Source organism: Paenibacillus sp. FSL P2-0089 (genome assembly GCF_038595095.1).
Classification (GTDB): Bacteria; Bacillota; Bacilli; order Paenibacillales; family Paenibacillaceae; genus Paenibacillus_AQ; species Paenibacillus_AQ silagei.
The window spans coordinates 1,418,622-1,442,489 of record NZ_CP152006.1; the positions used below are offsets into that span (position 1 = coordinate 1,418,622).

19 protein-coding genes and 4 pseudogenes are annotated in these 23,868 nt (G+C 39.0%); 21 read left to right on the forward strand and 2 right to left on the reverse strand.

Annotated elements, in window-relative coordinates; all coding sequences use genetic code 11:
- Positions 1-30: 30 nt before the first annotated feature.
- The 8 genes from NST69_RS05745 (at position 31) to NST69_RS05780 (ending at position 8,460) form a co-directional block, all read left to right on the forward strand.
- Positions 31-837: a 2-amino-3,7-dideoxy-D-threo-hept-6-ulosonate synthase gene (locus tag NST69_RS05745; protein WP_340955267.1), complete on the forward strand. Its 807-nt coding sequence runs from the start codon at positions 31-33 to the stop codon at positions 835-837.
- Positions 812-1,060, forward strand: a complete 249-nt coding sequence (locus NST69_RS05750; RefSeq protein ID WP_036727825.1) for a phosphopantetheine-binding protein — start codon at positions 812-814, stop codon at positions 1,058-1,060. The genes NST69_RS05745 and NST69_RS05750 overlap by 26 nt, the downstream gene beginning before the upstream one ends.
- Complete coding sequence (locus NST69_RS05755) at positions 1,057-2,541, forward strand: class I adenylate-forming enzyme family protein (RefSeq protein ID WP_342548718.1); 1,485 nt, start codon at positions 1,057-1,059, stop codon at positions 2,539-2,541. The genes NST69_RS05750 and NST69_RS05755 overlap by 4 nt, the downstream gene beginning before the upstream one ends.
- On the forward strand, positions 2,538-3,479 hold the full coding sequence (locus tag NST69_RS05760; protein WP_340955260.1) for a hypothetical protein: 942 nt from the start codon (positions 2,538-2,540) through the stop codon (positions 3,477-3,479). The genes NST69_RS05755 and NST69_RS05760 overlap by 4 nt, the downstream gene beginning before the upstream one ends.
- A gap of 39 nt (positions 3,480-3,518) precedes the next feature.
- Positions 3,519-5,114 carry a serine hydrolase domain-containing protein gene (locus NST69_RS05765; RefSeq protein ID WP_342548719.1) on the forward strand — a complete coding sequence of 532 codons (1,596 nt, stop codon included), beginning with the start codon at positions 3,519-3,521 and terminating at the stop codon, positions 5,112-5,114.
- 203 nt (positions 5,115-5,317) lie between these two features.
- Positions 5,318-6,346 carry a BtrH N-terminal domain-containing protein gene (locus NST69_RS05770; protein WP_036727833.1) on the forward strand — a complete coding sequence of 343 codons (1,029 nt, stop codon included), beginning with the start codon at positions 5,318-5,320 and terminating at the stop codon, positions 6,344-6,346.
- Between the two features lie 110 nt (positions 6,347-6,456).
- Positions 6,457-7,467: a hypothetical protein gene (locus NST69_RS05775; protein WP_342548720.1), complete on the forward strand. Its 1,011-nt coding sequence runs from the start codon at positions 6,457-6,459 to the stop codon at positions 7,465-7,467.
- Positions 7,468-7,476: 9 nt separating this feature from the next.
- Positions 7,477-8,460, forward strand: a complete 984-nt coding sequence (locus tag NST69_RS05780; RefSeq protein ID WP_342548721.1) for a hypothetical protein — start codon at positions 7,477-7,479, stop codon at positions 8,458-8,460.
- Positions 8,461-9,152: 692 nt separating this feature from the next.
- On the opposite strand, the pseudogene NST69_RS05785 reads toward NST69_RS05780, so the two are convergent.
- Positions 9,153-9,494 (reverse strand): annotated as a pseudogene (locus NST69_RS05785) (TIGR04141 family sporadically distributed protein); the annotation flags it as partial.
- Between the two features lie 349 nt (positions 9,495-9,843).
- On the opposite strand from NST69_RS05785, the gene NST69_RS05790 reads away from it, so the two are divergent.
- From NST69_RS05790 to NST69_RS05845, 12 genes and pseudogenes are all read left to right on the forward strand, one after another.
- Positions 9,844-10,908, forward strand: coding sequence for a hypothetical protein (locus NST69_RS05790; RefSeq protein WP_155991594.1), 1,065 nt, complete (start codon positions 9,844-9,846; stop codon positions 10,906-10,908).
- Positions 10,905-12,011 (forward strand): glycosyltransferase, encoded by a 1,107-nt coding sequence (locus NST69_RS05795; protein WP_036727843.1) that lies wholly within the window; start codon positions 10,905-10,907, stop codon positions 12,009-12,011. Before NST69_RS05790 ends, NST69_RS05795 begins: the two co-directional genes overlap by 4 nt.
- On the forward strand, positions 11,998-13,101 hold the full coding sequence (locus NST69_RS05800) for a glycosyltransferase family A protein (RefSeq protein ID WP_342548723.1): 1,104 nt from the start codon (positions 11,998-12,000) through the stop codon (positions 13,099-13,101). The genes NST69_RS05795 and NST69_RS05800 overlap by 14 nt, the downstream gene beginning before the upstream one ends.
- Positions 13,098-14,147, forward strand: coding sequence for a hypothetical protein (locus NST69_RS05805; protein WP_340955252.1), 1,050 nt, complete (start codon positions 13,098-13,100; stop codon positions 14,145-14,147). Before NST69_RS05800 ends, NST69_RS05805 begins: the two co-directional genes overlap by 4 nt.
- Before the next feature lie 20 nt (positions 14,148-14,167).
- Positions 14,168-14,670: pseudogene (gene sigK, locus NST69_RS05810) on the forward strand (RNA polymerase sporulation sigma factor SigK); the annotation flags it as partial.
- 319 nt (positions 14,671-14,989) lie between these two features.
- Complete coding sequence (locus NST69_RS05815; protein WP_340955249.1) at positions 14,990-15,706, forward strand: AAA family ATPase; 717 nt, start codon at positions 14,990-14,992, stop codon at positions 15,704-15,706.
- Positions 15,703-17,208, forward strand: a complete 1,506-nt coding sequence (locus NST69_RS05820; protein WP_342550086.1) for an AAA family ATPase — start codon at positions 15,703-15,705, stop codon at positions 17,206-17,208. The genes NST69_RS05815 and NST69_RS05820 overlap by 4 nt, the downstream gene beginning before the upstream one ends.
- A 289-nt stretch (positions 17,209-17,497) precedes the next feature.
- Positions 17,498-17,683, forward strand: a complete 186-nt coding sequence (locus NST69_RS05825; protein WP_155991595.1) for a hypothetical protein — start codon at positions 17,498-17,500, stop codon at positions 17,681-17,683.
- A 48-nt stretch (positions 17,684-17,731) separates the two neighbouring features.
- Complete coding sequence (locus NST69_RS05830) at positions 17,732-18,463, forward strand: hypothetical protein (RefSeq protein WP_340955246.1); 732 nt, start codon at positions 17,732-17,734, stop codon at positions 18,461-18,463.
- A 123-nt stretch (positions 18,464-18,586) separates the two neighbouring features.
- Positions 18,587-19,093, forward strand: a pseudogene (gene sigK / locus NST69_RS05835) (RNA polymerase sporulation sigma factor SigK); the annotation flags it as partial.
- Positions 19,094-19,269: 176 nt separating this feature from the next.
- Positions 19,270-19,449 carry a hypothetical protein gene (locus tag NST69_RS05840; protein ID WP_036727852.1) on the forward strand — a complete coding sequence of 60 codons (180 nt, stop codon included), beginning with the start codon at positions 19,270-19,272 and terminating at the stop codon, positions 19,447-19,449.
- A pseudogene (locus NST69_RS05845) lies at positions 19,442-19,654 on the forward strand (hypothetical protein); the annotation flags it as partial. The gene NST69_RS05840 and the pseudogene NST69_RS05845, both read left to right, overlap by 8 nt.
- Before the next feature lie 65 nt (positions 19,655-19,719).
- On the opposite strand, the gene NST69_RS05850 reads toward NST69_RS05845, so the two are convergent.
- On the reverse strand, positions 19,720-20,568 hold the full coding sequence (locus NST69_RS05850; RefSeq protein ID WP_339254541.1) for an AraC family transcriptional regulator: 849 nt from the start codon (positions 20,566-20,568) through the stop codon (positions 19,720-19,722).
- Positions 20,569-20,707: 139 nt separating this feature from the next.
- Between NST69_RS05850 and NST69_RS05855 the strand changes: the two genes are divergently transcribed.
- On the forward strand, positions 20,708-23,791 hold the full coding sequence (locus tag NST69_RS05855) for a glycoside hydrolase family 2 TIM barrel-domain containing protein (RefSeq protein ID WP_342548725.1): 3,084 nt from the start codon (positions 20,708-20,710) through the stop codon (positions 23,789-23,791).
- The last annotated feature ends 77 nt before the right edge of the window (positions 23,792-23,868 follow it).

Genomic DNA, 23,868 nt, shown 5'->3' on the forward strand with positions numbered 1-23,868 from the left:
GCTGTATCTTCAGAGAGAGGTGGTTGGAAAATGAACGGAAAGCAAATTAGATTGCAAAGATTAATTCCATCAGATGGTAAACTATGTATAGTTCCTTTGGATCATGGTGTAACCAATGGGCCATTGCAAGGCCTGGAGAATATCGCACATATGCTTACACAAGTGGATGAGGGAGGGGCTGATGCAGTCGTGATGCACAAAGGCCTCCTCCGGCAAGTATTGACATTGCCAAAACCGTTGCGCTGCAGATTGTTGATTCATTTATCTGCCTCAACCGTACTGAATCCGGCACAAGGAGCCAAGGTGCTTGTTGCGACAGTAGAAGAGGCGGTAAAGCTGGGGGCAGATGGGATATCCATGCATGTGAATCTTGGAGTGGAATATGAGCCCCGGATGTTGGAGGATTTAGGCAGGGTGGCATATTCCTGTGAGGAATGGGGGATGCCGCTTTTAGTCATGATATATGCGAAAAATGGCGGTGCAGATACCCCTGCACATGCGGCCAGAGTTGCACAAGAGCTGGGGGCAGATATTGTCAAGATTGAATATCCGGGTTCAAGGGAAGCGGTTATGAAAATTACGAATAGTGTTCACATTCCAGTCATAGTAGCTGGAGGAATAAAGCAACCCGTAATTGAATTATTACAAATGGTGGAAAATTCCTTGGCTGGGGGAGCTTCGGGAATTGCAATGGGACGGAACATCTTCCAGCATCCAAATCCCAAATCGGTAACGCAAACGTTAAGCAGGCTTATTCACCGGGAATACGAATATAAGGACTGTTTATTTCGCATTGAGACGGAGGAACTCGATGAATCGCCAAGATATTTTAGATAAGCTGAGAGATTTGCCGGGTCTGGAGTTGGACGCCGAAGATACATTGTATTGCGATAAGAAAATTGTCATGGACTCTCTTGCATTTCTTAAACTCATGACACTTATTGAACAAACCTTTCACATCAGTATCGATGATGAAGACTGGGCAAGGGGCGGTTTTGCATCCGTCAGCAGCTTGCTTGACAGCATCCAAAAAAAACAGTCGGGGGAGGAGCCTGAATGACGTTCAGTTTTCTTCACAGTCATGCTTGCAACAGGCCGGACCATACCGCCATCAAATATCAAGGAAAGGAATGGACATACCGGTCCTTAATCCAGGAGATTACCCGAGTAATGAATGATATGGCGGATAAGGGCATCGGCAGAACGGATAAAATTCTGTTATATCTCCCCAATAGCATTGATTTTGTTGTCCACTACTTTGCAAGCACCGGTATCGGAGCGATACCGGTGCTTGCAGATATTAAATATCAGCAAGAAATGAAACATATTTTTGCTGAGAACCAATTGAAGTGCATTATCGGAAATGGACAGAGTCTGGAGCATTTACGGCAATATATAGATCTAAGCGATGAGATTATCATTGATGTCAATTCACGGCTCCAGCCTGACGCTACCGGATTTAGCCCTGATTCACCGGAAGCCAACGCCTTGGAGGTGCCCAGTCAGGACGATATCGCGCTGATTCTGTATACTTCAGGGTCAACAGGATATCCCAAAGGAATCGTCAATACCTACCGTACGCTGAACGAAGCGTTGTCCAACTATTTGGGAACGCTTCCGTTTACGTCTGATGATATATTTGTAGGAGTTACCCCTTTTTTCCATTCCTATGCGTTTGGCTCTTGTTTCCTGTCGTGTTTGGCTATTGGGGGGACTTTATTGTTGTATGACACCTTTATTCCTAGACCAATCCTTAAGGCTATAGAGGAGGAGAAAGCGACGGTTTTTCAAGGGGTTCCATTCATGTATCATCTGTTAATCCAACAGCTGGAATCCCGTACATATGATTTGTCATCATTAAGGTTATGCATTTCAGCAGGTGCTCCAATCAAGGAGATGGAGGCGGCCGAATTCTACAAGCAGACAGGTCATGTTATCCATCAGGAATATGGAAGCACTGAAACAGGTACTATGGCCGTGAATTTAAGTCCCGATATGAAGCTTAATATTGAATCTGTCGGAAAGCCGCTGTTTAATGTTGAGATACGGATTACGGATGAAGGAAGCGGAGAGGGACAGCTATTCGTCCGTAAAAAAGGGCATGCTTACGGGTACTTAAACGATGCTCCTTTCGAAGACGATTGGTGGCCTACAGGTGATTTTGGAAAAATGGATCGTGAGGGCAATATCTTCATTCTGGGAAGGCTCAAGAAGATGATTAATGTCGCCGGGCTTAAAGTCAATCCGCAAGAGGTGGAAGCGGTGCTAGCGGCACATCCCGGGGTGGCTGATGTGATGGTAGGCGGCCTCCTGCATCCCGAATTTGGAGAAATTGTAGCGGCATATCTAATCCCCCATCCGGCTGCCAATGTTACACAAGAAGAGATTATGCAGTATTGTTACGAGAAACTGGCCTTATACAAAGCACCAAGGGTAGTCTATTTCGTTAATGAGATTGCAAAGACCAGTCTTGGCAAGAGCGTACAGCTCAACAATGAGCGACTTATCTCAAGTAGCATTAAGGAGTCCGAACTGAAATGACCGATAATTTCCAGCAAGATACCCGCAATTTTTGTTTTCTTGCCAACGTAAGGAATTATCTCCAGTTCCACGGCTTAAATGTGTCAGAGGATTGGCTGGGGGGCATTCTGGGGCTGGTTGGCTTCCGCATTAATCAAGATGTCCGGGGAGCAGACTATTTATTTGGATTTAATGGTGATTTTCAGGAGCTGTTTATAAGATTCGAAGCTTTATTCACGCATAAGCTTACCCGCATAGATGTCCCGGTGATCCAGGACCTGGAACAGATGAGAAGGACTCCATACCTCATATGGGTCAATGACTTCTATCTGGAGTATTCTCCAAACTACGGTGTGAAGGATTGCGGCAGGATCGTAGTTTTCCTTCATCTTTCGGAGGAACGGTTTACTTATTACGACAACGGCATCAGAGAGCTGGATACGGATATTTTTGCAAAAGCGGCGGGATTCGGAGATGGACTGGTTACCTTATACACTTTTGACGGCTTACCGGTGTGGAAGGAAGACCGGTACCTTATGGAGAGGAGGGGACTGCTCGGTGCGGTAAAGCATATGAATATGACATCACACGGGGACATGCTGTTGGGTTATGACGGGTTGAATAAGCTTTGTGAGACGATACGGACACATACGGGGGAAGAGCAGATCTACCCAATCTATTTTCAACTTCAAAGACCCGGAGGACTGGCGCAAAGCAGGCTGCTCATGAGCAGATTTATAGCCGAGATAAAAAGAGAACGGGATATTTACGGCGATAGTGAAGACGAAGAGTTTCATGATTTATCGGAACAGTGGAGAATGATCGCTAATTTGCTGTTTAAACTAAGCCATACCATGGAAGAGGATTTAAGAGCCAGAATCATAGAGCGGGTTATGCATGCCGTTCAGTCGGAGAGAAAAGCCTTTGCCGGGTTAGAGCAGCTTGCCACTCGGCTATGATAAAAACGCATTAAAAAAGTCATTTATACGAGGTGAAGCATGGATCAGAAATCTTTGATGCGTTACGTGGACTCTCTGATGCAAGATACGATCGACCAACACTCGCCTGGAGCTGCGGTTGTAGTGTATGTGGACCGCGAACCCGTTCTTATCCAAGGGTACGGGGCAGCCAATCTGGAGTATGAGATGCCTATTCAAGGCCGTACGGTTTTTGACTCCGGTTCTTTGGCAAAGCAATTTACCGCATATGCGGTTTCATTATTAATTGAACGAAATATGCTGTCCCTCGGCGAGGACATTCGCACCTATCTGCCGGAATTTCCGGAATCAAGCGGTAAAATTACCGTCGGTCATTTGTTGTACCACACCAGCGGGTTGCAGGAATGGGGCGATATCCTGCAGATTGCCGGTTGGCGCTTTGGGGACGAAATTACAATGGATGATGTGAGAGCGCTGATTCCCCGCATGAACTCTCGCAATTTTGCGCCAGGAGAGCAATTCGAATATGTCAACACTGGATACACGCTGTTGGCGGAGATCATATCCAGAATTGCGGGTGAGCCTTTTCATCAATGGATGGACAGGAATGTGTTTGGCAGTATCGGAATGAAGCATTCTTTCTTCAATGATGATTTGTATAAGGTTGTTCCGGGTATGGCGTATTCTTATCGGCTGGCAGACCGCGGAACGTATGCGAAGTGCAGGGACTATTTGCGCGTGGCTGGTTCAAGCAGCCTATACACCACCATTGAGGATTTGGGGCAATGGCTCGGCCATCTCCTTGACGGAGGAAGCGTTGTGGAGCGAATGGCCGTACCGGGCCAACTGGCAGATGGGTCTGTAACCAATTATGCCTTCGGTCTGTTTCTCGGCCAGCATAACAAGGTACAGGTGCTGGAACACGGCGGGAAGTACGCAGGCTACAGAAGCGCACTTAGCTTTATTCCAGAGAAACGCATTGGCGTCGCGCTGCTTAGCAATCTCGAATCGTTGAAGGAATGGGATATTGTAAGAGGGATTATAGAGTTTCTCTTAAATGACAGTGAGGAAGAGCAGGTGGCGGCTCAATCCGGCCAGCCCTTGCGGTCTGTCCAGCATGTACCGGATCAAGAGATTTCGGGCCATTACCTCATCTGCGAAGGACATGTTGCGGTTATTGGCATTGAGGACGGACAAGTTTTCTGGAAAATAACAGGCGGGCCCAAGTTCGAACTGGTTCCGCATTTTCAGGACAATTTCATAGATCAAGACGGTGATCCTGTTGTATTTTATCGGAACGGGGATAACCGGATAGACAGTATGACACTTATTTGGTGCGGCGAAGAGAAGCGGGTGCAGAAGATTGTGCCTGTATCCGATGGGGTTGAGGCCTATGCAGGTGTGTATTATAACAGCGGGCTGAACGTTGCTTACCGAATGATCGTACGGGAGAAAGAGCTTTACGCGGAGCATATGAAGCATGGAAGTATGGAATTGTTTCATTATCAGAGGGATCACTTTTCCGGGGAACACTACTGGTTCAGGTCTGTCCAATTTGTTAGGGAGAATGACCAAGTGATCGGGTGCATTGTATCCTCTGCCATCCAAGCTAAAAATATATACTTTACTAGAATAGACAGGTCCATATTGTTGTGAGCGTAAACGGCAGGCTCTTTCTCTGAAGAGGGAAATCCTTCTTCGGAAGAGAAGGAGCTGATTGCTTTACGGGAAGAGAACTAGCAAAAGGAAGATGGGATAAGCGATGCATTGTGCACATCTTTCAATCGAAATATGAAAAAGGGATTCCTTTCTAAATCTGCATCATGCCTACAACACCATATTTGGGAGATGATATAACAGTGAAGAGCGTTATTCTGCCGATGTATGAACCCAAACTAAATACCTTCAACGTATATGCTGCATTATTTTCAATTATTGCGAAAGATGAAAGCTATCTTCCCTGGTATTATAGTAATTTTATATCATTAGGAATTAATACTTGTGATGATACTTTGTATTTTACTGATCATTTCACTTTTTTTGAGTATGGGGATGGATTAAGCTCATGTCCGTGGCTAGAGGTTTATAAGCCGCCACATAAAACAATTTACTATGAGTACATATTTCGGATTAAGGATACTTTAATTGGTTATTTAAACCAAAATAAGTATGTGTGGCTCTATTTGGATCAGTTTTATATTCCCCAAAGCAACTCTTATCAGAAAATTCATAAAGAACATTCTATACTTGTCTATGGGTATGATGATGAAGCAAATATATTTTATATAGCTGATAATTTAGACAACGGTAAGTTTATAAAAACAATGATTTCATATCAACAACTGATAGAAGCCTGGGAAAGCGATATTTGCGAACACTTTCGAAGATTGTTTCGAGTAATTAATTTTAAAGAAGGCGAATATAAACTTAACACCACACATCTCAAAAATCAAATAGAAGGTTATTTATCATCGAACATTATCAATAATGGAGTCTACTGGGACCAAAATCCCATTGATGGGCCTCATGCTTATGCGCAGAATATAAAATATTGGATATTTGGCCATGAAGTTTATAGCTATATGCGGCAACTCATCAAGCAAGTAAAAGAGACAAAAGATACTAAAAATTTGGATATACGAATTCCCCACCTTCTATGGGAACATAAGAAGTGTATGGTTGAACGAATCAATTATCTAAACTTAAGAGTGTACGATTTTTATAGTGATTATGAGAAAATTGTAAATAGTTCATTAAATATCCGGAACCTGACTATAAAATATAATATGACTAAAAATGATAGTATCCTAGACAAAATAGACACTATTATTAGTGAAGTTGTAAATACCGAAGAAATTGCATTAAGAAAACTGGTCAAATTACTATAGCGGACTGTTAGCTATCCTCACGAATTGTGCGATATGCTTGTGTTTATTTGATCATACGAAGGTTGTCTATTTGATAGAGATAAAAAAATATAAGGGTGGTGCTTAGCAGTATGATTAAAAAGTTGCCGTTGGGTGAGTCACCAATTAAAGGTTATCAACATCACGCATACCCGTTATCAATAAGTTCACTGCATCCGTCATTTTACGATTGGTTTTATTGCAACTATATTCAACTCTACTGTAATAACGATACTCCTCAATTTAATTTAAACTTTTATGAATTTTCGAGACTGAATCCTAAGTCGCCTCTATTGGAAGAAATGTATTTACCGAAAACTTTTATATTCAAATACGCTGACCCAATGAGGTTTCTCATCGATTCCATAAGTAACGATCATTATATTGTTACGTTTGTTGATGAGTTTTATATCCCGAATCGGTCGGCATATCGGAAATTTCATAATGTGCATGATATTCTCCTATATGGTTTCGACGAGACGAAAGGAGTTCTAGATGTCGCTGGTTTTAATGCAAAAATGCAGTACGGATATTCGCAAGTCAATTTACGTGACTTCGAGCAAGCTTTTATTGATATAAAAACTTCGGATGGTTATTTAGTCCGATGGGCCAATGGAATGCACTTGTTTCAAGTGAAATTCGAAAAGTCCTTTCATTTTAATTTGAAGATTACTATTGAACTCATGCAGGATTATTTATTATCGCGGAATACTTCGATCAGATTTCGGATGTACGATGATCCATCGGAAAACATATATGGGGTCGATGTATATGATTCCGTTGTACAGTATCTCAGAAAATCAACAGACGAACTGGATATTCGTCCTCTTCATATTATTTACGAACACAAAAAATGCATGGTATCCAGGTTGAAATATTTGCTGGATACATCAACGTTAGACATACCGGAATACTTAATAAATGAATACTGCAAAATCGAACAAGACGCATTGAAAGCCCGTAATATTGGTTTGAAGTATCAGATGAATAAAAATCCAGTAGTGCTGGAGCATATTGTAAACGTTATAGAGGAGGTTCGAGAAAGGGAAATCCGTACTTTATCCGAGGTTATTCAGCTATTGACCGAGATAGTTCCACAATGAGCGGAATTTTTGACGGCAAATTATTTCAGGGCTACGTATGCTAATCCTAGGTGGAATTTCATTCCTAATCTAAATGATTTCGAGGAGATTAATTGTGAAAAAAAACTTTGTATTGGAAAGCCTCCCATCATCTCGTATCCGGTTCATCCCTCTCATTTATCCATTGTGACCGCATGCGAAAATCACGAAGCGTGGCTATATTCGAACTATATTCAAATTGCTTGCCCTCCCGAATTTCCTCAAGAAACAAACAAAGTTATAGATTTTTTTAACTATGACACCAATGCGCCATTTCACAATTACTCTCCTTATGCTATCGAAATGAAAGAAAATGGTTTCTTAATTGAGAAAGATATTGTTGTTGCCATTATTCAGTTTATTGAAAACGGCTATTACATCAAAATATATCTCGATGATTATTTTATACCTTTTCGCAAACGTGTATTTCATCAAAATCATACTCCGCATGAATTGTTTTTATATGGTTATGATTCGGATTTAATGATTTTTCATGTGCTTGGATATGACGAAAAGAGTGGTTTTATTGAAGCCCAAATTACTTTTAATGAATTCAAAGAAGCATTTATGAGTGCAAATCGGCTTATTAGAGTTGATCGGGAAGAATATCATTGGATGCAGTATATTTATCTTTACGCTCCCCAAAATGCCGATCTTGCGTTCGATCTGAAGCAAGTTGTTTCTTTACTAGACGCCTATCTGAATTCCACTTCATTTCAAGAAATGCCGGAATTTATTTATGGAATGAATGTGTATGAAGCACTTAAAGAATTCTATAACTATCAACTACAATTTCACGATTTTGATATACGCCCTTTTTACTTATTGTGGGAACATAAAAAAGTAATGCTGGACAGAATTGAATATATTTCAAAAAATATATTTAAAAGAGAAGTTGAATACATAGTGGATGCAAAGGATTTACAACGCGATTTTTTGAAACTGCGTAATGTTGTATTGAAAGGAAACTTATAAAAAAAACACATGAAAAACAAATTGTTTTGCAGTATGCTTGATTCTTACGTGAGAAAAGAGATTGTAATTCTCAACAGGCTTTTACATGATCTCTATGTATTCTTATAAGAACAATATCGGAGTAGCGTGATGCCTATATGGCTCTTCAAAACAACGCGACCGGGACCTTGCAAAGCTTTTCATCAGAAGGTTTGAATTAGATTAGTAGATAGATATGGTAAATCTAACTCAGGATAATAGATTAATCACTAAAAGAGGTGGTAACCAGGGCCGAACGGAAGCGATACAACAAACAGGTTAAAGAAGAAGCGGTAAAGAACATTCAAGAACAACGGAAGTCTATGGATGAGATTGCTCTGGAACTAAACATTCCAAAATGGCCACTCGAGAACTGGATTTGCGGTGCGTGAAAAAACCAGGTCGGCCATACGGGCACACCATCTGCGGCCACAGGCGATGGGGAAATTTAAAGTCCAGACGACCGATTTGAATTACGACTTTCCCATTATTCCAAATTGGCTAAACCAATACTTCGATAAGGCTAAGGCTGAGATTCTTCTTTGAATAAACTTTTACCTGTTAAAATGAGAGTGGTCTAGAGATGAACTAAAATAAGTCACAAGTAAAAAAAGGGACAAATCATAATGACTCGTCCCTTTAAACGTCCTACTGTATGACAAAATAAATTACTTTTACTCTTCTTCGCCCTCATCAGTCTCATTAGCCTCTCCATTTACAGGAATTTTGAACAAGGCAACCTTGATACCTAAACGTTTAATTAGGTTAACATGATGCAAAAGGTTTACTTTACTGAAGTATGGGAGTATTGCCTTGATGTCATTCGGGTTCGTGGAGGAAATAACATAAACTAATGTGCAATCATTATATGGGAGGTTTTCCTGATTAAAGTTCTCGTTTGGGAACTTCACATTCGCTTGCTCTACTACAAAATTTAAATAATCAGATGAATCTTTTAATAAGACCATTGAAACAGAATCATGAGCAAAGAGGTGACTTAGGGTCGCTGAACGTGTTCTTTTCTTTACTCAAACAAAATGTTTATCTTTAGATAGTTGGTCGCAAACTTCAATTTTGCTTCTTGAATTCGCCACCTGAAAGTTCTGTTTATCTAAACATAATTAATAATTCGAATTTTGTCTCTCATTATACTGTCCTTCTTTTTCTTTAGCTTGAATCTCGGTGAGAAAATCCTGATCCAACGAGTATAGATCATCTAATATTATTTCATTTTATAAGAATTATATCATTTATCATACTTTACTTGGCATGTATTGGTATAAAATTGAAAACAAACTAGAGAAACATAGTGTGGGGATAATTATTGGAAAGTTCTATGAATTTGAATATTTGGAGAGGATAGCGATGAGTCGAAATGTTTTGCCCATTAGTAAGCCATTAGTAAAATGCTATCTATACGATGCCTGTCCGCTATCTATCTTGGCTAATACAGAAGATTATCTGGATTGGTTCTATAGTAACTATATTCAGTTATTCTGTAGTAAAAATATATTGGAGGATGGGTATTTATTTCTAGAGTTTTACGGGAAAAATCAGGCTTTCACCTCCCCTTGGCTTAAAAATCAGCATTTGTCAGGATGTACATTGGCTAAAACACAGCAGGACATCATCAAGTTTATTATCGGCCATATCGATCTTGGCTACTATTTTTATGGTCATTTAGATGATTTTTATGTTCCATTTAGAATGGATCATCGAAAACATCATTTTTTACATGATCTGATGATTTATGGTTATGATGAGGAAAAAAGTATCTTTATGGTCATAGCTTATGACAAAAATGCGCTCTTTGATCACTTCGAGATTAGTTTCGATACATTTAAACAGGGTTTTTTGCAAGGCTATTCTATTAATAAAAATATTCCTTATTGGCACGATTGGGTCTATCTTTTCAAATTCAATAATCATGGGCAGTACAATTTTGATTTGAAGCTGGTAGAAGAACTGCTCCATGATTATTTATTTGGCATAAATACCTCCGAAAAACATCGGGCATCAAGTAATCCATGGTCAAATGAGAACAAAGCTTTTGGAATGGAGGTGTATCCTTATTTGAAAAAATATTATATGCATTTGATAAATCGTAAAATAAAATATGATACAAGAATTACTAGTATTTTAGTTGAGCATAAAAGATGTATGTTGAAAAGGATAAAGCACATGCACGACAAAGGATATCTCATGGGTATAGAACCTTTATATGAACATTATGTCGAAATAGAAAAGAGGTTCGTTATTTTCCATGGGCTTATGATTAAATATATGTTAACAGGGAATAAATCATGCATCGATACTATTGTGAATTCACTAGACGATATTGCTCATAAAGAACAAATGATTTTGTCGGAGCTTCTGGAGAAGATCAGACAGACAAATGCATTCAGGAACGGGAAGGAGGTTGTTCAATGAGATTTAGCTTTATTATACCTGCTTACCAGAATAAGGATCTTCTTCTTAATTGTCTGAAAGCGCTTAATTATCAAGAAGGTTACGTGAGAGACGAATATGAGGTTATAGTGATAGATGATGGCTCGAACTATCCGTTATATCCCTTTATTGAAAATATAAATCAAAATTATGATTTGGATTATTTATATCTTGATAGAGATGAATTATCCAGCAGATCTAGAGCCAGGAACCACGGCTTGAAGGTAGCCAGAGGAGAATATATTATATTTATTGATGCAGATATTATTGTAAAACCTGATTACCTGGCCGAACTGGATCGTGTCTATCGGATGGAAGCGGAAGCGATGGTAGTGGGTACACGGCTAATGCTTAGAGATAATGTTACATACCAGGACATATGTAATAAAAGTGTTTTTGATAAATTTTCTTTAACAGCAGATAAGCCGGAAATGTTTGACTTTCGCCTTCCCATCTTTGATGAACTTTCTTATAACAGCTCTGCGATGAAATTCCCTTATATCTATGGTTTAACGTGCAATCTGGCCGTACCTAAAAGCAAAATAGAACTGGCTGGCGGATTTGACGAAGAGTTAATATTCTGGGGGATTGAAGATATTGAATTATCCTACAGACTGTATAAAGCAGGTGTGAAAGTAATAATAAATAGTAAGCTGGAGGTTTTGCATCAACTGCATGGAAATCATGGGAATTTCGTTGAAGAAGATAAAATAGAGGGACTGTATAAAAATATTGATGTATTCCTGCGCAAGCATCGCGGTGTGTTGCCGCTGTCGGATGAGGAAGTGTATGCATTCTTTAGCAGTATAGCCACGAGGTATAATATGTTGGAGGCCCGCAAAAATAATCCATTAAAATTGAAGTTTGAGTTCAGTGAAAAACAGGATCTGGAAATGCTCAAAGAAACAATTGAAAAGATCTCTGATTGGGAGGGACACGAATTAGAGATCTATGACTTCATTGAGGATACAGATTTAGATATTTGGATCCAGTTGCTGGGGAAAAGAAAAAGCTCTATAAGATACTATCCAATGACAATGAAATTTATCTTTGAGAAAAGAGAGGCTGTGTATGAGAAAATATAGCATTGTCATCGTTACATATCAAATGAGAGAAACCTTGAGAAATACATTAGAAGCGTTAAACTATATGGAAGGATTCGGAAGGGATGAGTTTGAGGTTATTGTTTCAGATGACGGATCTATGGACGGAACGCAAGAATATGTACAGGGGATTAACAGAAATTATGAAATGAAGTATATCTTTACGGAAAGAAGCCAGTTATCCTGCCGAAATAGGGCGAGAAATTTGGGAATCAAGGAAGCCGGCGGTGAGATTATTATTTGTATGGACGGAGACGTTTTAGCCAATAAAAATCTATTGAGTGAATTTGATAGATGTTATTCGATGGACAGTAATATTGTAGTTGCTGGAGCACGGATTATGCTGGAGCGGAATGTGGAGTATGAAGCGGTGCATGATCAAAGTATATTCATGAAGCACAGATTTGACGGCAGTAATAATGAATCTCTGGATGACCGCTACAGAAAATATAATGAGCTTTCTTACAACTCCAATGCTATGAGGCACCCCTGGCTTATGGCGCATACAAATATTGTTTCCATTCCCAAGGCCTATATTAATAAGGTAGGGCTCTTTAGTGAAGAAATAAAAGGCTGGGGCTTTGATGAGTCAGAACTAATGTACAGACTTTTTAAAGCGGGCGTTAAGTTTATTATAAATCATAAAATCGAAGTCTTGCATCAGCCTCACAACGAGATGAGAGATACACCTGAGAACGTGAAAGTAATTGAATTCACAAACAATATCAGCCTCTTTTTTAAGAAATACCCGGATGCGCTGAATCAGTTGCCTGAAAATTTAACTGACTATTTTATGAATGATCAAATGCTGGAGTTGCTTACTCCTGCTCATGCTATTCTCAGAAGAATTGAACTTAATCTCAAGCAAACTGAAGAATTACTAGAAATCAAGCAGGTTATTATAAAATGTCTTAATGAAGAAGGCCTGGAACTGGTTGTGTACGATTACATTGAATCTACAGACCTGGATATATATATTCAGCTGCTGGGCGAGACCAGGAGTGTTATTAAATATTTCCCAATGTCCAAAAAACTTACTTATAGTACTGTTCTGGACGGAGGCGAGAAATGAACTATATTGCCTATTTGGCTTACGGAAAACGTGAATTTGCTCTGGAAGCAGTCTATTCAATTCTGTCACTTTATTATTCCGCTGGCTTTGAAGACCATAAAGACATTAGCATTATAATTTATACGGATCAAAGCGATTTTTTCACACGTGTGTTTGGAAAGAACGACAGAATTATCTATCAGGAGTTGACAGAAACACTGAGAGAATCTTGGATGAAAGGAGGTTATGTTTATAGAGCGAAAATTAAATTACTCCAAGATTGTATGGGCAAATATCCGGGCAATCTATTATTAGTAGATACAGATACCATCTTTATAAAAGATAATCTGGAGGAGTTATTCTGCGGAATTAGCCAAAATCAATTTCATATGTATGCTCAGGAAAATACGCTTGAGCAAAGAATGCGGATTCATCAGGAAGTGGTCATCGACCCCAAAGAGCAGAACTCTGAACTCAGTCTGTTGAATTTTATTAAAGATAACAGTTTTATGACCACAAGTGCTAAAGAAATTAAAGTACCTCTTACTATGGAAATGTGGAATTCAGGTGTAGTTGGACTTAATAAATCCCATCTTTCTTCACTGGATGAGGTCCTGGAAATGATAGATACGATTTATGAGAAGTTTCATTACCGCATTTTAGAGCAATTTGCTCTGTCATTTGTTTATGGTAAACAGTATAAGATCTGCAACACTGATTGTACTATTCATCATTACTGGTATTCCAAAATTACCAGATACATCATATTAATCTTTTTTAAGAGAATCCATGAAAAGGGACTATTTAAAAATAGCCCTTTATGCACAGATTTTAATATAGTTGAATTATTTGAATTTGAGCAAAAGTACTTTTCTCAAGATATCGAGAATTATAAAATGGAAGAGTTGTATCAAATTGAGTTTATGGAACTGGAATATGAGCAACTTATTCCGTATGGGGCAACAATATTGAAATATTTTTGGGATATAGAGTTTCTTAAAGAGTTAATCCCTAAAAACAGTTTTTTTGGTGAGATACTAACAAAATATGCCGCTAGTGGACTTTGATATCATATCGTGTCCACAACCTCAAGAAATTCGACAACACCGGCAAAGACATGGAGGACCTGATCTGCATCGGCACCATTGGTCTGATCAAGGCTATCGAGAGCTACCGAACAAGGGCACGAAGCTGGCTACTTTTGCAGCTCGCTGTATAGAGAATGAGATCCTGATGCATCTTCGGTCGCTGAAAAAGACTCGCAAGGACGTATCCCTGCACGATCCGATCGGGACAGATAAAGAAGGTAATGAAATCACGCTGATTGATATCCTCGGCTCGGAAGCGGACGATGTGATTAAGGAAGTGGATTTGAAGATAGAGAAGAGCAAGATCTACCGTAACCTCGATATCTTGGACGAGAGGGAGAAAGAGGTTGTCGTCGGCCGCTTCGGCCTGGACACTGGAGGCGAGGAGCGGACGCAGTGGGAGATCGCGAAGGACCTGGGGATCTCGCGGAGTTATGTGTCGCGGATAGAGAAGAGGGCACTCATGAAGCTGTATCATGAGTTTTATAAGGTGAAGCGGTAAGAGTATAGGGTCTGTCTTTTGACAGGCTTTTTTTGTTGTCGAAATATGGATAAGTAGTTCAAAAGAATTATGTGAAAAGTCGGATTTCCATGTAAAACATTTGAAATCTAATGTTATAATTTGGATATATGTGATTCAATACAAGGTAATTTAGAGGGGGTGAGGTGGCTAGGAGTTTTGGAATTACAGTTATTAAATTGATTAAAGAAACTGCGAAAGCGCAACGTGCAGCTGTAAAATCCAGGAATATTGCTATTCGTGAACAGATAATGATCTGATGGCGTATCACGCTCAATTAACGGTTAAGGGGTGAAAAGTAATGATTCAAGAGATTTCCATTAAGAAGATAGCCACTTATAACGATATAGGTGTTGTCTTTAGCGGATTAAATAAAATTAATTTTTTTTACGGTTCTAATGGAAGTGGGAAAACATCATTATCAAATGTTATGAAGAATATTGATAACTTTTCAGATTGTAATATTAATTGGGTATCTCAACCATTAAAAACATTGGTATATAACCAGAAATTCGTTGAGGAAAATTTCCATCAGGAATCGAACATAAAAGGTATATTCACATTAGGTAAGGAGTCAACTGAAATAAAAAACGAAATTACTGAAAAAAAGAGGCTGGTTGATAAATTAGATGAAGAGATTCGGAAAATGCGCACTAACTTATCCAATAAAGAAGAAGAATATACCTCGAATGAAAATGAGTTTATAGATGATTGTTGGGAAATGAAAAGAAAATATGATAACGAGTTTTTGCAAGCTTTTTCAGGTGTTCGAAATAATAAAATTAACTTTATGAATAAATGTAAACAGTCGCATTCACTTGAAGGTATGTTATGTGATGTTGAAAATTTACGCGCTCGTTCAAATAAATTATTCAATGGAAGTTTAGTGATAATTCAAGCTATACAATCAATAAAAAATGACGAACTAGACGCTGCTTGTTCAAGTCAGATATACCAAAATCAAATTGTTGGTAACAAGAGGTTGATATCGCCGCTCTCATTTCTAAACTGGCAATAAGCGATTGGGTAAAAAGAGGATATGATCATGTACATAATTCAGAAGGTAAATGCCCTTTTTGTCAACAGTCATTGCCGGTTGGTTTTCTACATCAATTAGAAGAGTATTTTAATGAAACTTATGAAAAAGAGATGAAGGAATTAAAAAAGTGTGTTGATCAGTACATGGAATCTTATAGTATTCTTAAAACTTCAATCCAGGACCTATTGGAAAAGGAATTGCCATATATCGATAAAGAGAAAATTTATCAACAGTTTGAACTAATCAGATCGAAGAATGAAATCAATCTCGAATTGATTGAACAAAAACAAAAAGAACCGAGTAAAGGAATGACACTAGTTCCTGTTGATGAATTTGTAAAAAATATCAATCTGGAAATTGAGAGAGTAAATCAGGAGATTCATGGACATAATAGGTTGATTGGTAATCGGACTCTGGAAGAACAACTACTAAAGAATCAGATATGGAGATTCATAGCAAATGAGAATCTGCATAATCACGAAAAATATGTACGAAAAGAATTTAACATTAAGAATGCGATAACGGGGATAAAGGATAGGATTACGTCAAAAACATCTGAGAAAAACAGATTAATTTCAGAAGTTGAGGGGTTGGAGGCTCAAATCACTAGTGTAATTCCATCCGTTAATGAGATGAACCGTCTGTTAAAAGCATATAATTTTACAAATTTTAAATTTGCGCATACACAAAACCAGGGTAATTATCGATTGGTACGATCCACTGGAGAAGATGTAAATCAGACGTTAAGTGAAGGAGAAAAAACATTCGTAACCTTTTTATATTTTATGCATTTATTGAATGGAAGTAATAACAGAGATCTTATTTCAGAGAATAAAGTCGTTGTGATAGATGACCCAATTTCTAGCTTGGATAGCAACGTATTATTTATCGTTAGCAATCTCATTTTGAAACTTATAGAGGATAGCAGGAACAATAAAAACAATGTTGTTCAATTATTTGTTTTAACCCATAATGTCTACTTTCACAAGGAAGTAACGTTTAATAAAAAGCGTTCAAAGGGCGTTAAATTACATGATGAAACTTTTTGGATTATTCGAAAAGTTAATAATGATGTTACAGCGGCTCAATCTTACGATACAAATCCAATTAAAACTTCGTACGAGTTAATGTGGCAAGAACTTAGATCAGCAACACAGATTAGTTCTTCAACTACGGTTCAAAACTTGATTCGTAGAATTATAGAAAACTATTTCAAAGTATTTGGAAATTTTAGTGAAGATGATATACTGAATAAATTCGATGAAGAAGAAAAGGTAGTATGTAAATCGCTTTTGTCCTGGGCGAATGATGGGTCTCATTTTGCAAGTGATGATTTGTATATTGAGCATCCATTAGATACAAATGCTAGGTACCTGAATATTTTCGAGAAAATATTCAAGGTTACAAATCATCATGCACATTACAATATGATGATGGGCATTGAGGAAGAAAATAAGATTCCTCAAGCACAGGTATCATGATTGAGTCCTTCTTATCCTTCTTATTAAGAAAGAATATAACTATATGGTAAACAGATAGTTTATTTAGACAGTGGACGGTATGTAACCCCTACACCAGAACGGGAATTCCTTTATTTTGGAGAATATAGAGTTCATGCAGATTATGCCTTGAAATATTTTATTAAGAATAGTCCCGCTTATAAGCTTAATGAGTTTTTGTATGATGAAGAAGAACCTGAAGCAAGCTTTGCTCGAGGAAGGTTCTTCGAGGTCATCTTGTTGTTTGAAGATACAATGGAGAATGCATTTCTTGAATATACACCGTTACAAAGATGACTTCCTAGAAGGCTTAACTGCTCTTGATGGTGAATGGCCATGGATTGAGGCTAATACCAAACGTCAAGAAGAGCAGGTCGTGGTTCGGTTGAAAACGGGAAAAGTCCTGAATCAAATGCTTAGAGATTATCGTCAACGTGTCTTACTAGGAAAATTATAATATAGATGCCCGGGTAGAGGCTCCGGAGGGAATGGAAGGGAGGCCCTGATGAGAAAAAATGATATCGGTGATTATATTCATAAAGAGGAAATGGTATTGCAAGATTCATTAAAAAAGAGTCAAGATCTTATTTCTAATATTAATGAGCTACTTGTTCTTTTATCGGATATTGTTATATTTGAAGATAAGAAGGCAGGAAGTTTTTTTCTTCTAAGTAACCAGGTTAAAAATGATTTGTATCTTTGTTTACTATCTGCTCTAAGAGGACATGAGACACAATCAAAATTAATGAAACGTCAAGCTATTGAAAAAGCATGTTTGGCGGCTTATTCTCTTGTCGAACCAAACATTGAGAAATTCCTTGGTCAGGATGAAGATGGGGCAAAGCCAATAAAGGCGGCCCTAGTTAATTCTTTTAAATATGTGGAAAAAGAATTTCCAAGTCATTCTCAAAAGCTAAAGCAAATTAAAGATATGATAAATAATTTTTATGCACATGGGAATATGTTTAATTCGCTTAGTAAAGAGGATCATTTTGGTTTTATCGATAGTCGTGATGTAGTGATGCAAAAAGCTTTCCTTTGGGAGATCGGGTATCTTACTATCGTTATTTTTGACTTGTGGTATTTAGCACTTGAAAAATGTTCTTTCGCAAAAAGAAACCAACAAATCCATATGAGATTTGTCCAAGCAGTTAAAATAAACCAAAAGTATCGAGAAGGATTTATGAACCATGAACGCTTTGCTAAGTATAAATCACGCTACAACAACGAGGTCTAAAGTAGAAAACTTGAATTTTTATGGGAATTATTAAAAAGTGCTATAGTTAGATTTTGTTCAGAAATGCATGTTTTCATTAAGTTAAAATTGATTAATGAAATGACATCGCATCGTGTCCATAACCTCAAGAAATTCGACAACACCGGCGAAGACATGGAGGACCTGATCTCCATCGGCACCATCGGCCTAATCAAGGCCATCGAGAGCTAGCGCCCGAACAAGGGCACGAAGCTGGCTACTTTTGCTGCCCGTTGTATCGAGAATGAGATCCTGATGCACTTACGCTCGCTGAAAAAAAACCGCAAAGACGTATCCCTCCACGATCCGATCGGAACGGATAAGGAAGGCAACGAGATCACCCTGATCGATATCCTAGGCTCGGAAGCGGATGATGTAATTAAGGAAGTAGATCTGAAGATTGAGAAGAGCAAGATCTATCGTAATCTGGATATCCTGGATGACCGGGAGAAGGAAGTTGTGGTCGGGCGGTTTGGGCTTGATACAGGTGGAGAAGAGAGGACGCAGCGGGAGATTGCGAAGGAGCTGGGGATCTCGCGGAGCTATGTGTCGCGGATAGAGAAGAGGGCGCTGATGAAGCTGTATCATGAGTTTTATAAGGTGAAGCGGTGAGGTAAGAAAATTGCCTGTAGGAATGAGACATTAGATATCTCGGTCCTGCAGGTTGTTTGTGTTTTTTAATAAGATATTCAAAAATCACTGTGTTATCTGTAAGGATTGAAGCGGATATAAAATGCGCTGTACTGTGGTATACTCGAACTATAAGTGCGAAATGAGGTGTTTGTGGAATGATGAATCTTACGAAGGACCTTGCTAAATTGATTCGGTTAACAGGTGACCGGGCGAAGTTGGATGCTAAAGCAAATGGAACATATATAGTATATAAGACAAATGAGGGGCAAATTGTTAGAGAATATAGTACGGGTGAAATTGAGAAAATGAATGAACAGGATTTCATCCATGAATGAGACAAAGGTAACGATGTTTGTGTTTGCCGGTAATAATGGAAGTGGCAAGAGCACAATCCGCAACTTGATTGTTGACAGGCTTGGGGTAAGTGTAAATATTGACCCCGATGCACTGGCCCGTAAAATTAATAATGGGCATCCTGAAAAGAGTAAAGTATCCGCTGGAAAGGAAGCCATAAGAATAGCCAGGGAATGCATCCGTAATCCGATAACAATAGAGCATTTATAAAGCAACTTGTCTGCGGATGAGTTGCTTTTTGTTTTTCAAACTTAATTTTGACCAGGTTTTGTTTTACGGATATATCGTCCTGGAGATACCCCTTCTGACTTCGTAAATTGTTTGGTGAATGAATATATATCCCCGTAACCCAGGCTAACGGCTACGTGTTTGATGGGAAGTCCGGATAGCAGCATCATTTTGGCCTGTCTCATTAAATGTTCAGTGTGGTATCGCTTAGGGGAAATCCCCGTAGTCTCTTTAAAAAATTTCCGGAAGTTCTCGTAGCCCATATTCACGGCAGATGCCACTTCCTGAATATCAAAGTGAATATCATTGGAGACACTAATCAGCTCGCAGGCTTTTGTTATTTTACTTTCAATTTCATTGCTATGAGCATTATGAATGCTACTGTGCAATCTGATAATCAAATCCTGAGACTTCATTAGCAGGGAGGGAAGACTTTCATCTGTTGCACTTTTCAAGGCTTTCAGCAAGGAAACAAAATCAAAGAAAAAATCATTCGTATGCTGTGCCGATTGGACTTCCTTATCGGAATTAATAATTCCAAGTGTCTTTAAGTATGAATAGACAGGATATCCGACACTGATATAAAACTCGATCCAATTCCCATCTGGTTCAATTGCAGTAGAGTGCAAACGTTCAGGTAAACGTTGAACAAGATCACCTGCTTGCATAGGAGTAACGGTACCGTCCGCAGAAATAAATGTTCCACTGCCTTGCAATACTACAAAACAGCTGTAATATCCTATCTTAAAATCATATTGAGAACGCTCTGCTGATCTTTTCCGCATAAAGCCGCAAGATAAAATACCCTGATTAAAGTCTTTGCCGATACATCGGTAGATTACATCATTTTCATTAATGTCTGCAAAATTCATGTATTCACACTCCTACCAAAATGGATAAATGAAATACCATACTCAACATTTAATATAAGGAATTTTCCTTATATTATAGGGGTATCTACATTGAAAGATCAACCAATTAGAACAATGGATGGGAGTGTTATTTAAGCCGATGAAGCTAAGCAGAGATTGGGAAAATCAATATGTTACTCAAAAAAACCGTTATCCCATGCATGAGCCCTACGGAGTATACGAAACCGTTGAACAGGCTTTAAGCGGAGACCGGAGAAAGTCTAAATACGTAAAAAGCCTGAATGGAATGTGGAAGTTTAAAATGTTCGGATCTCCCGATGAAGTAACGGATGAATTCTATAGTCCTGAATATGATGTTTCCCATTGGGATCATATTCCGGTTCCTTCCAATTGGGAGCTTTCGGGGTATGGAAAACCTGTATACACCAATATGTTGTATCCTTTTGTTCAAAAAGGGGAGGGTTCAAGTCACGAAATTCAACTCAGGAATAATGAATACATTTTGAATCCGCCTCATGTTCCAGAGAGTAACCTTACCGGTTGTTACGTTAGAACGTTTGAAGTTGACGAACATTTTAACGAAAGGGATATATTTATCGATTTTGGAGGTGTAGAATCGTGTTTTTATCTGTGGTTAAACGGCAAACTGGTTGGTTATTCTCAGGATAGTAAGCTTAACGCTTCTTTTGATATCACGGATTACATTCAAAAGGGACAAAACCTTATAGCTGTTCAGGTGATGCGGTTTGGAGCCGGGACTTATCTGGAGGATCAGGATTACTGGCATCTCTCGGGGATCTACCGGGATGTTCTCATTTATGCAAAACCACGTATGCGCATTCATGATTATAAGATCGAAACCCTCTTTTCGGGGAATTACAACAATGCCGAATTAAAAGTGACGGTTGCACCTAATAATCAAGTGAATGGTTATGGTGAGGCTCATGTGCGGTTGTCCCTGTATGATAGCGAACAGAAATTGGTTACTGAGTTTGAAACGCCAAAGTTTGCGGATTGTGATTCCTACCTGCGAGAAAAATATGTAGCAAAGGTTACGAAAACCATTTCAAATCCTCACTTGTGGAGCGACGAGAGCCCTTATCTCTATAAATTGGTGTTAGAAATGATTGATTTGTCTGGAAATGTAGTTGATATTGAGAGCGCGAATGTCGGCTTCCGTGAAGTGAATATCGATCGAAAAGGGGTCCTGAGAATTAATGGGAAGCGTCTCATTATACGGGGAACCAATCTTCACGCCTTTTGTCCTGAAACAGGACGAGTCGTAACAACAGAATATATGCGCGAGCAAATCAAGGTCATGAAATCGCTGAATATCAATGCGGTAAGAACAAGTCACTATCCGCACGCAATCGAATGGTATGACTTGTGTGATGAACTGGGCATTTACTTGGTGGATGAAGCCAATATTGAAACACACGGTCTTGGCGGCCAGTTAAGCGCATCCCCCGAATGGACAAATGCGTATATGGAACGGGCTACACGGATGGTTCTGAGAGATAAAAATCATCCATCCATTATTCTCTGGTCTCTGGGTAATGAATCCGGTTATGGAGCGAATCATGCTGCGATGTACGGCTGGATTAAGGAGTATGACAAAACAAGGTACGTTCAGTATGAGTCTCTGAATCCTCCGGCAAACATCTCCGATATTATGGCGCCTATGTATCCTCAGAAAGATTGGATTCTGGATGTCATGGCTGAAAGCGAGGATTTGCGTCCTTTTATTATGTGTGAATATGCGTATGCGAAAAGTAACAGTAACGGAAACTTTAAGGAATTTTGGGATCTCATTCATAAATTCCCGCGGTTTCAAGGAGGATTTATTTGGGATTTTCAGGATAAAGCGCTGGTTAAGCAGGATAAAGACGGAAATAAAAAGTATGTCTATGGCGGGGCATTCCAGGAAGAGGTTACTGATCCTGCACCTGATATGTGCCTGAATGGTATAGTTTTCCCAGATCTCACTCTCAAGCCGGCTGCGAATGAAATCAAAAATGTACAAGCTCCTATCCAAATGGATTACATGCCTGGGAATGATGGCTATCGAATTTATAATCATTACACGCATCGGGATTTAAGCCATTTGAATATGGCTTGGGAACTGGTTTGCGATGGCAATGTGATAGAAAGCGGTAGTTTGCCTAAATATCACACAGCGCCCGGATCCGTTGATAAGCTTCAAGCACCATACGATTCGTCTAAAGTCTCCGGGGAAGCTTTTCTTAATTTCTATGCTTATTTGGACGAGGACACCTTTTATTCTAAGAAGGGAACCTGTATTTATGCCTGCCAGATAGAGATTAAGGATTCTGTGAATAAAGTGCATACCGGAGATATAGAAAAGGATAGCTTGAAGTATGATGAAACGACAAATGAAATTCATATCTATAATGAAAATACAACGGTTCTTTTCTCGAAAGAAACCGCAGAGTTCATCTCTGTAAAATACAATCACAAGAATTATTTCACGGGAGGAACCAATAACTTCTATCGCCCTCCAACAGGAATTGATGGAGGTATTCATCTTGAATCGTCCAATTATGCAGATGAATGGATAGCTCTCGGGCTCCATTCCAATGAGAAAGAAATCAAGAGTATTCGGGTATTTGCAGCACCGGCTGCTGTTATCATTCAAGTTAATTGTATCTATCATGGATGCATTGAAACCAAAACCAATTATACCGTCGGCGGCAAAGGGATAGAAATCACCAATACAGTTGTGAACAATGCCAAGGTCGACACTCTCCCGAGAATTGGGCTAAGCTTTAAGTTCTCGGATGCCTGGAAGAAGATGAAATGGTATGGCCGCGGGCCATGGGAAAACTACGCGGATCGTAAATCTGCCGCATTCGTTGGAGTATATGAGAGCACTGTAGAACAGCAGCACGTACCCTATATCTTACCGGTAGAATGCGGTGGTAAGGAGGATGTCCGCTATTTATATTTGTCATCCAATGAACAAGAAGTAAAAGTATCGGCAGCGGGACATTTCCATTTTGATATTCATGGGCACAGTATTGAGCAATATGACAACGCCGCCTATGAAGACGAACTGGGAAATTCAGATTCTGTTTATCTTCATATTGATCACAAACATGCAGGTCTTGGCGGAGATACCGGCTGGACCAAAAATATTCACGATCCCTATCAAATTAAGAAAGGTATCTATGTTTATACGGTAACTATAGAAATCATTTCTTAAGAAAAACTAATTTTTGACTGGCTGAGTAAGGGAAGGATTGTGAAAGAGGTCCGGTTCAAGCAAGCTGGGAAATCCGT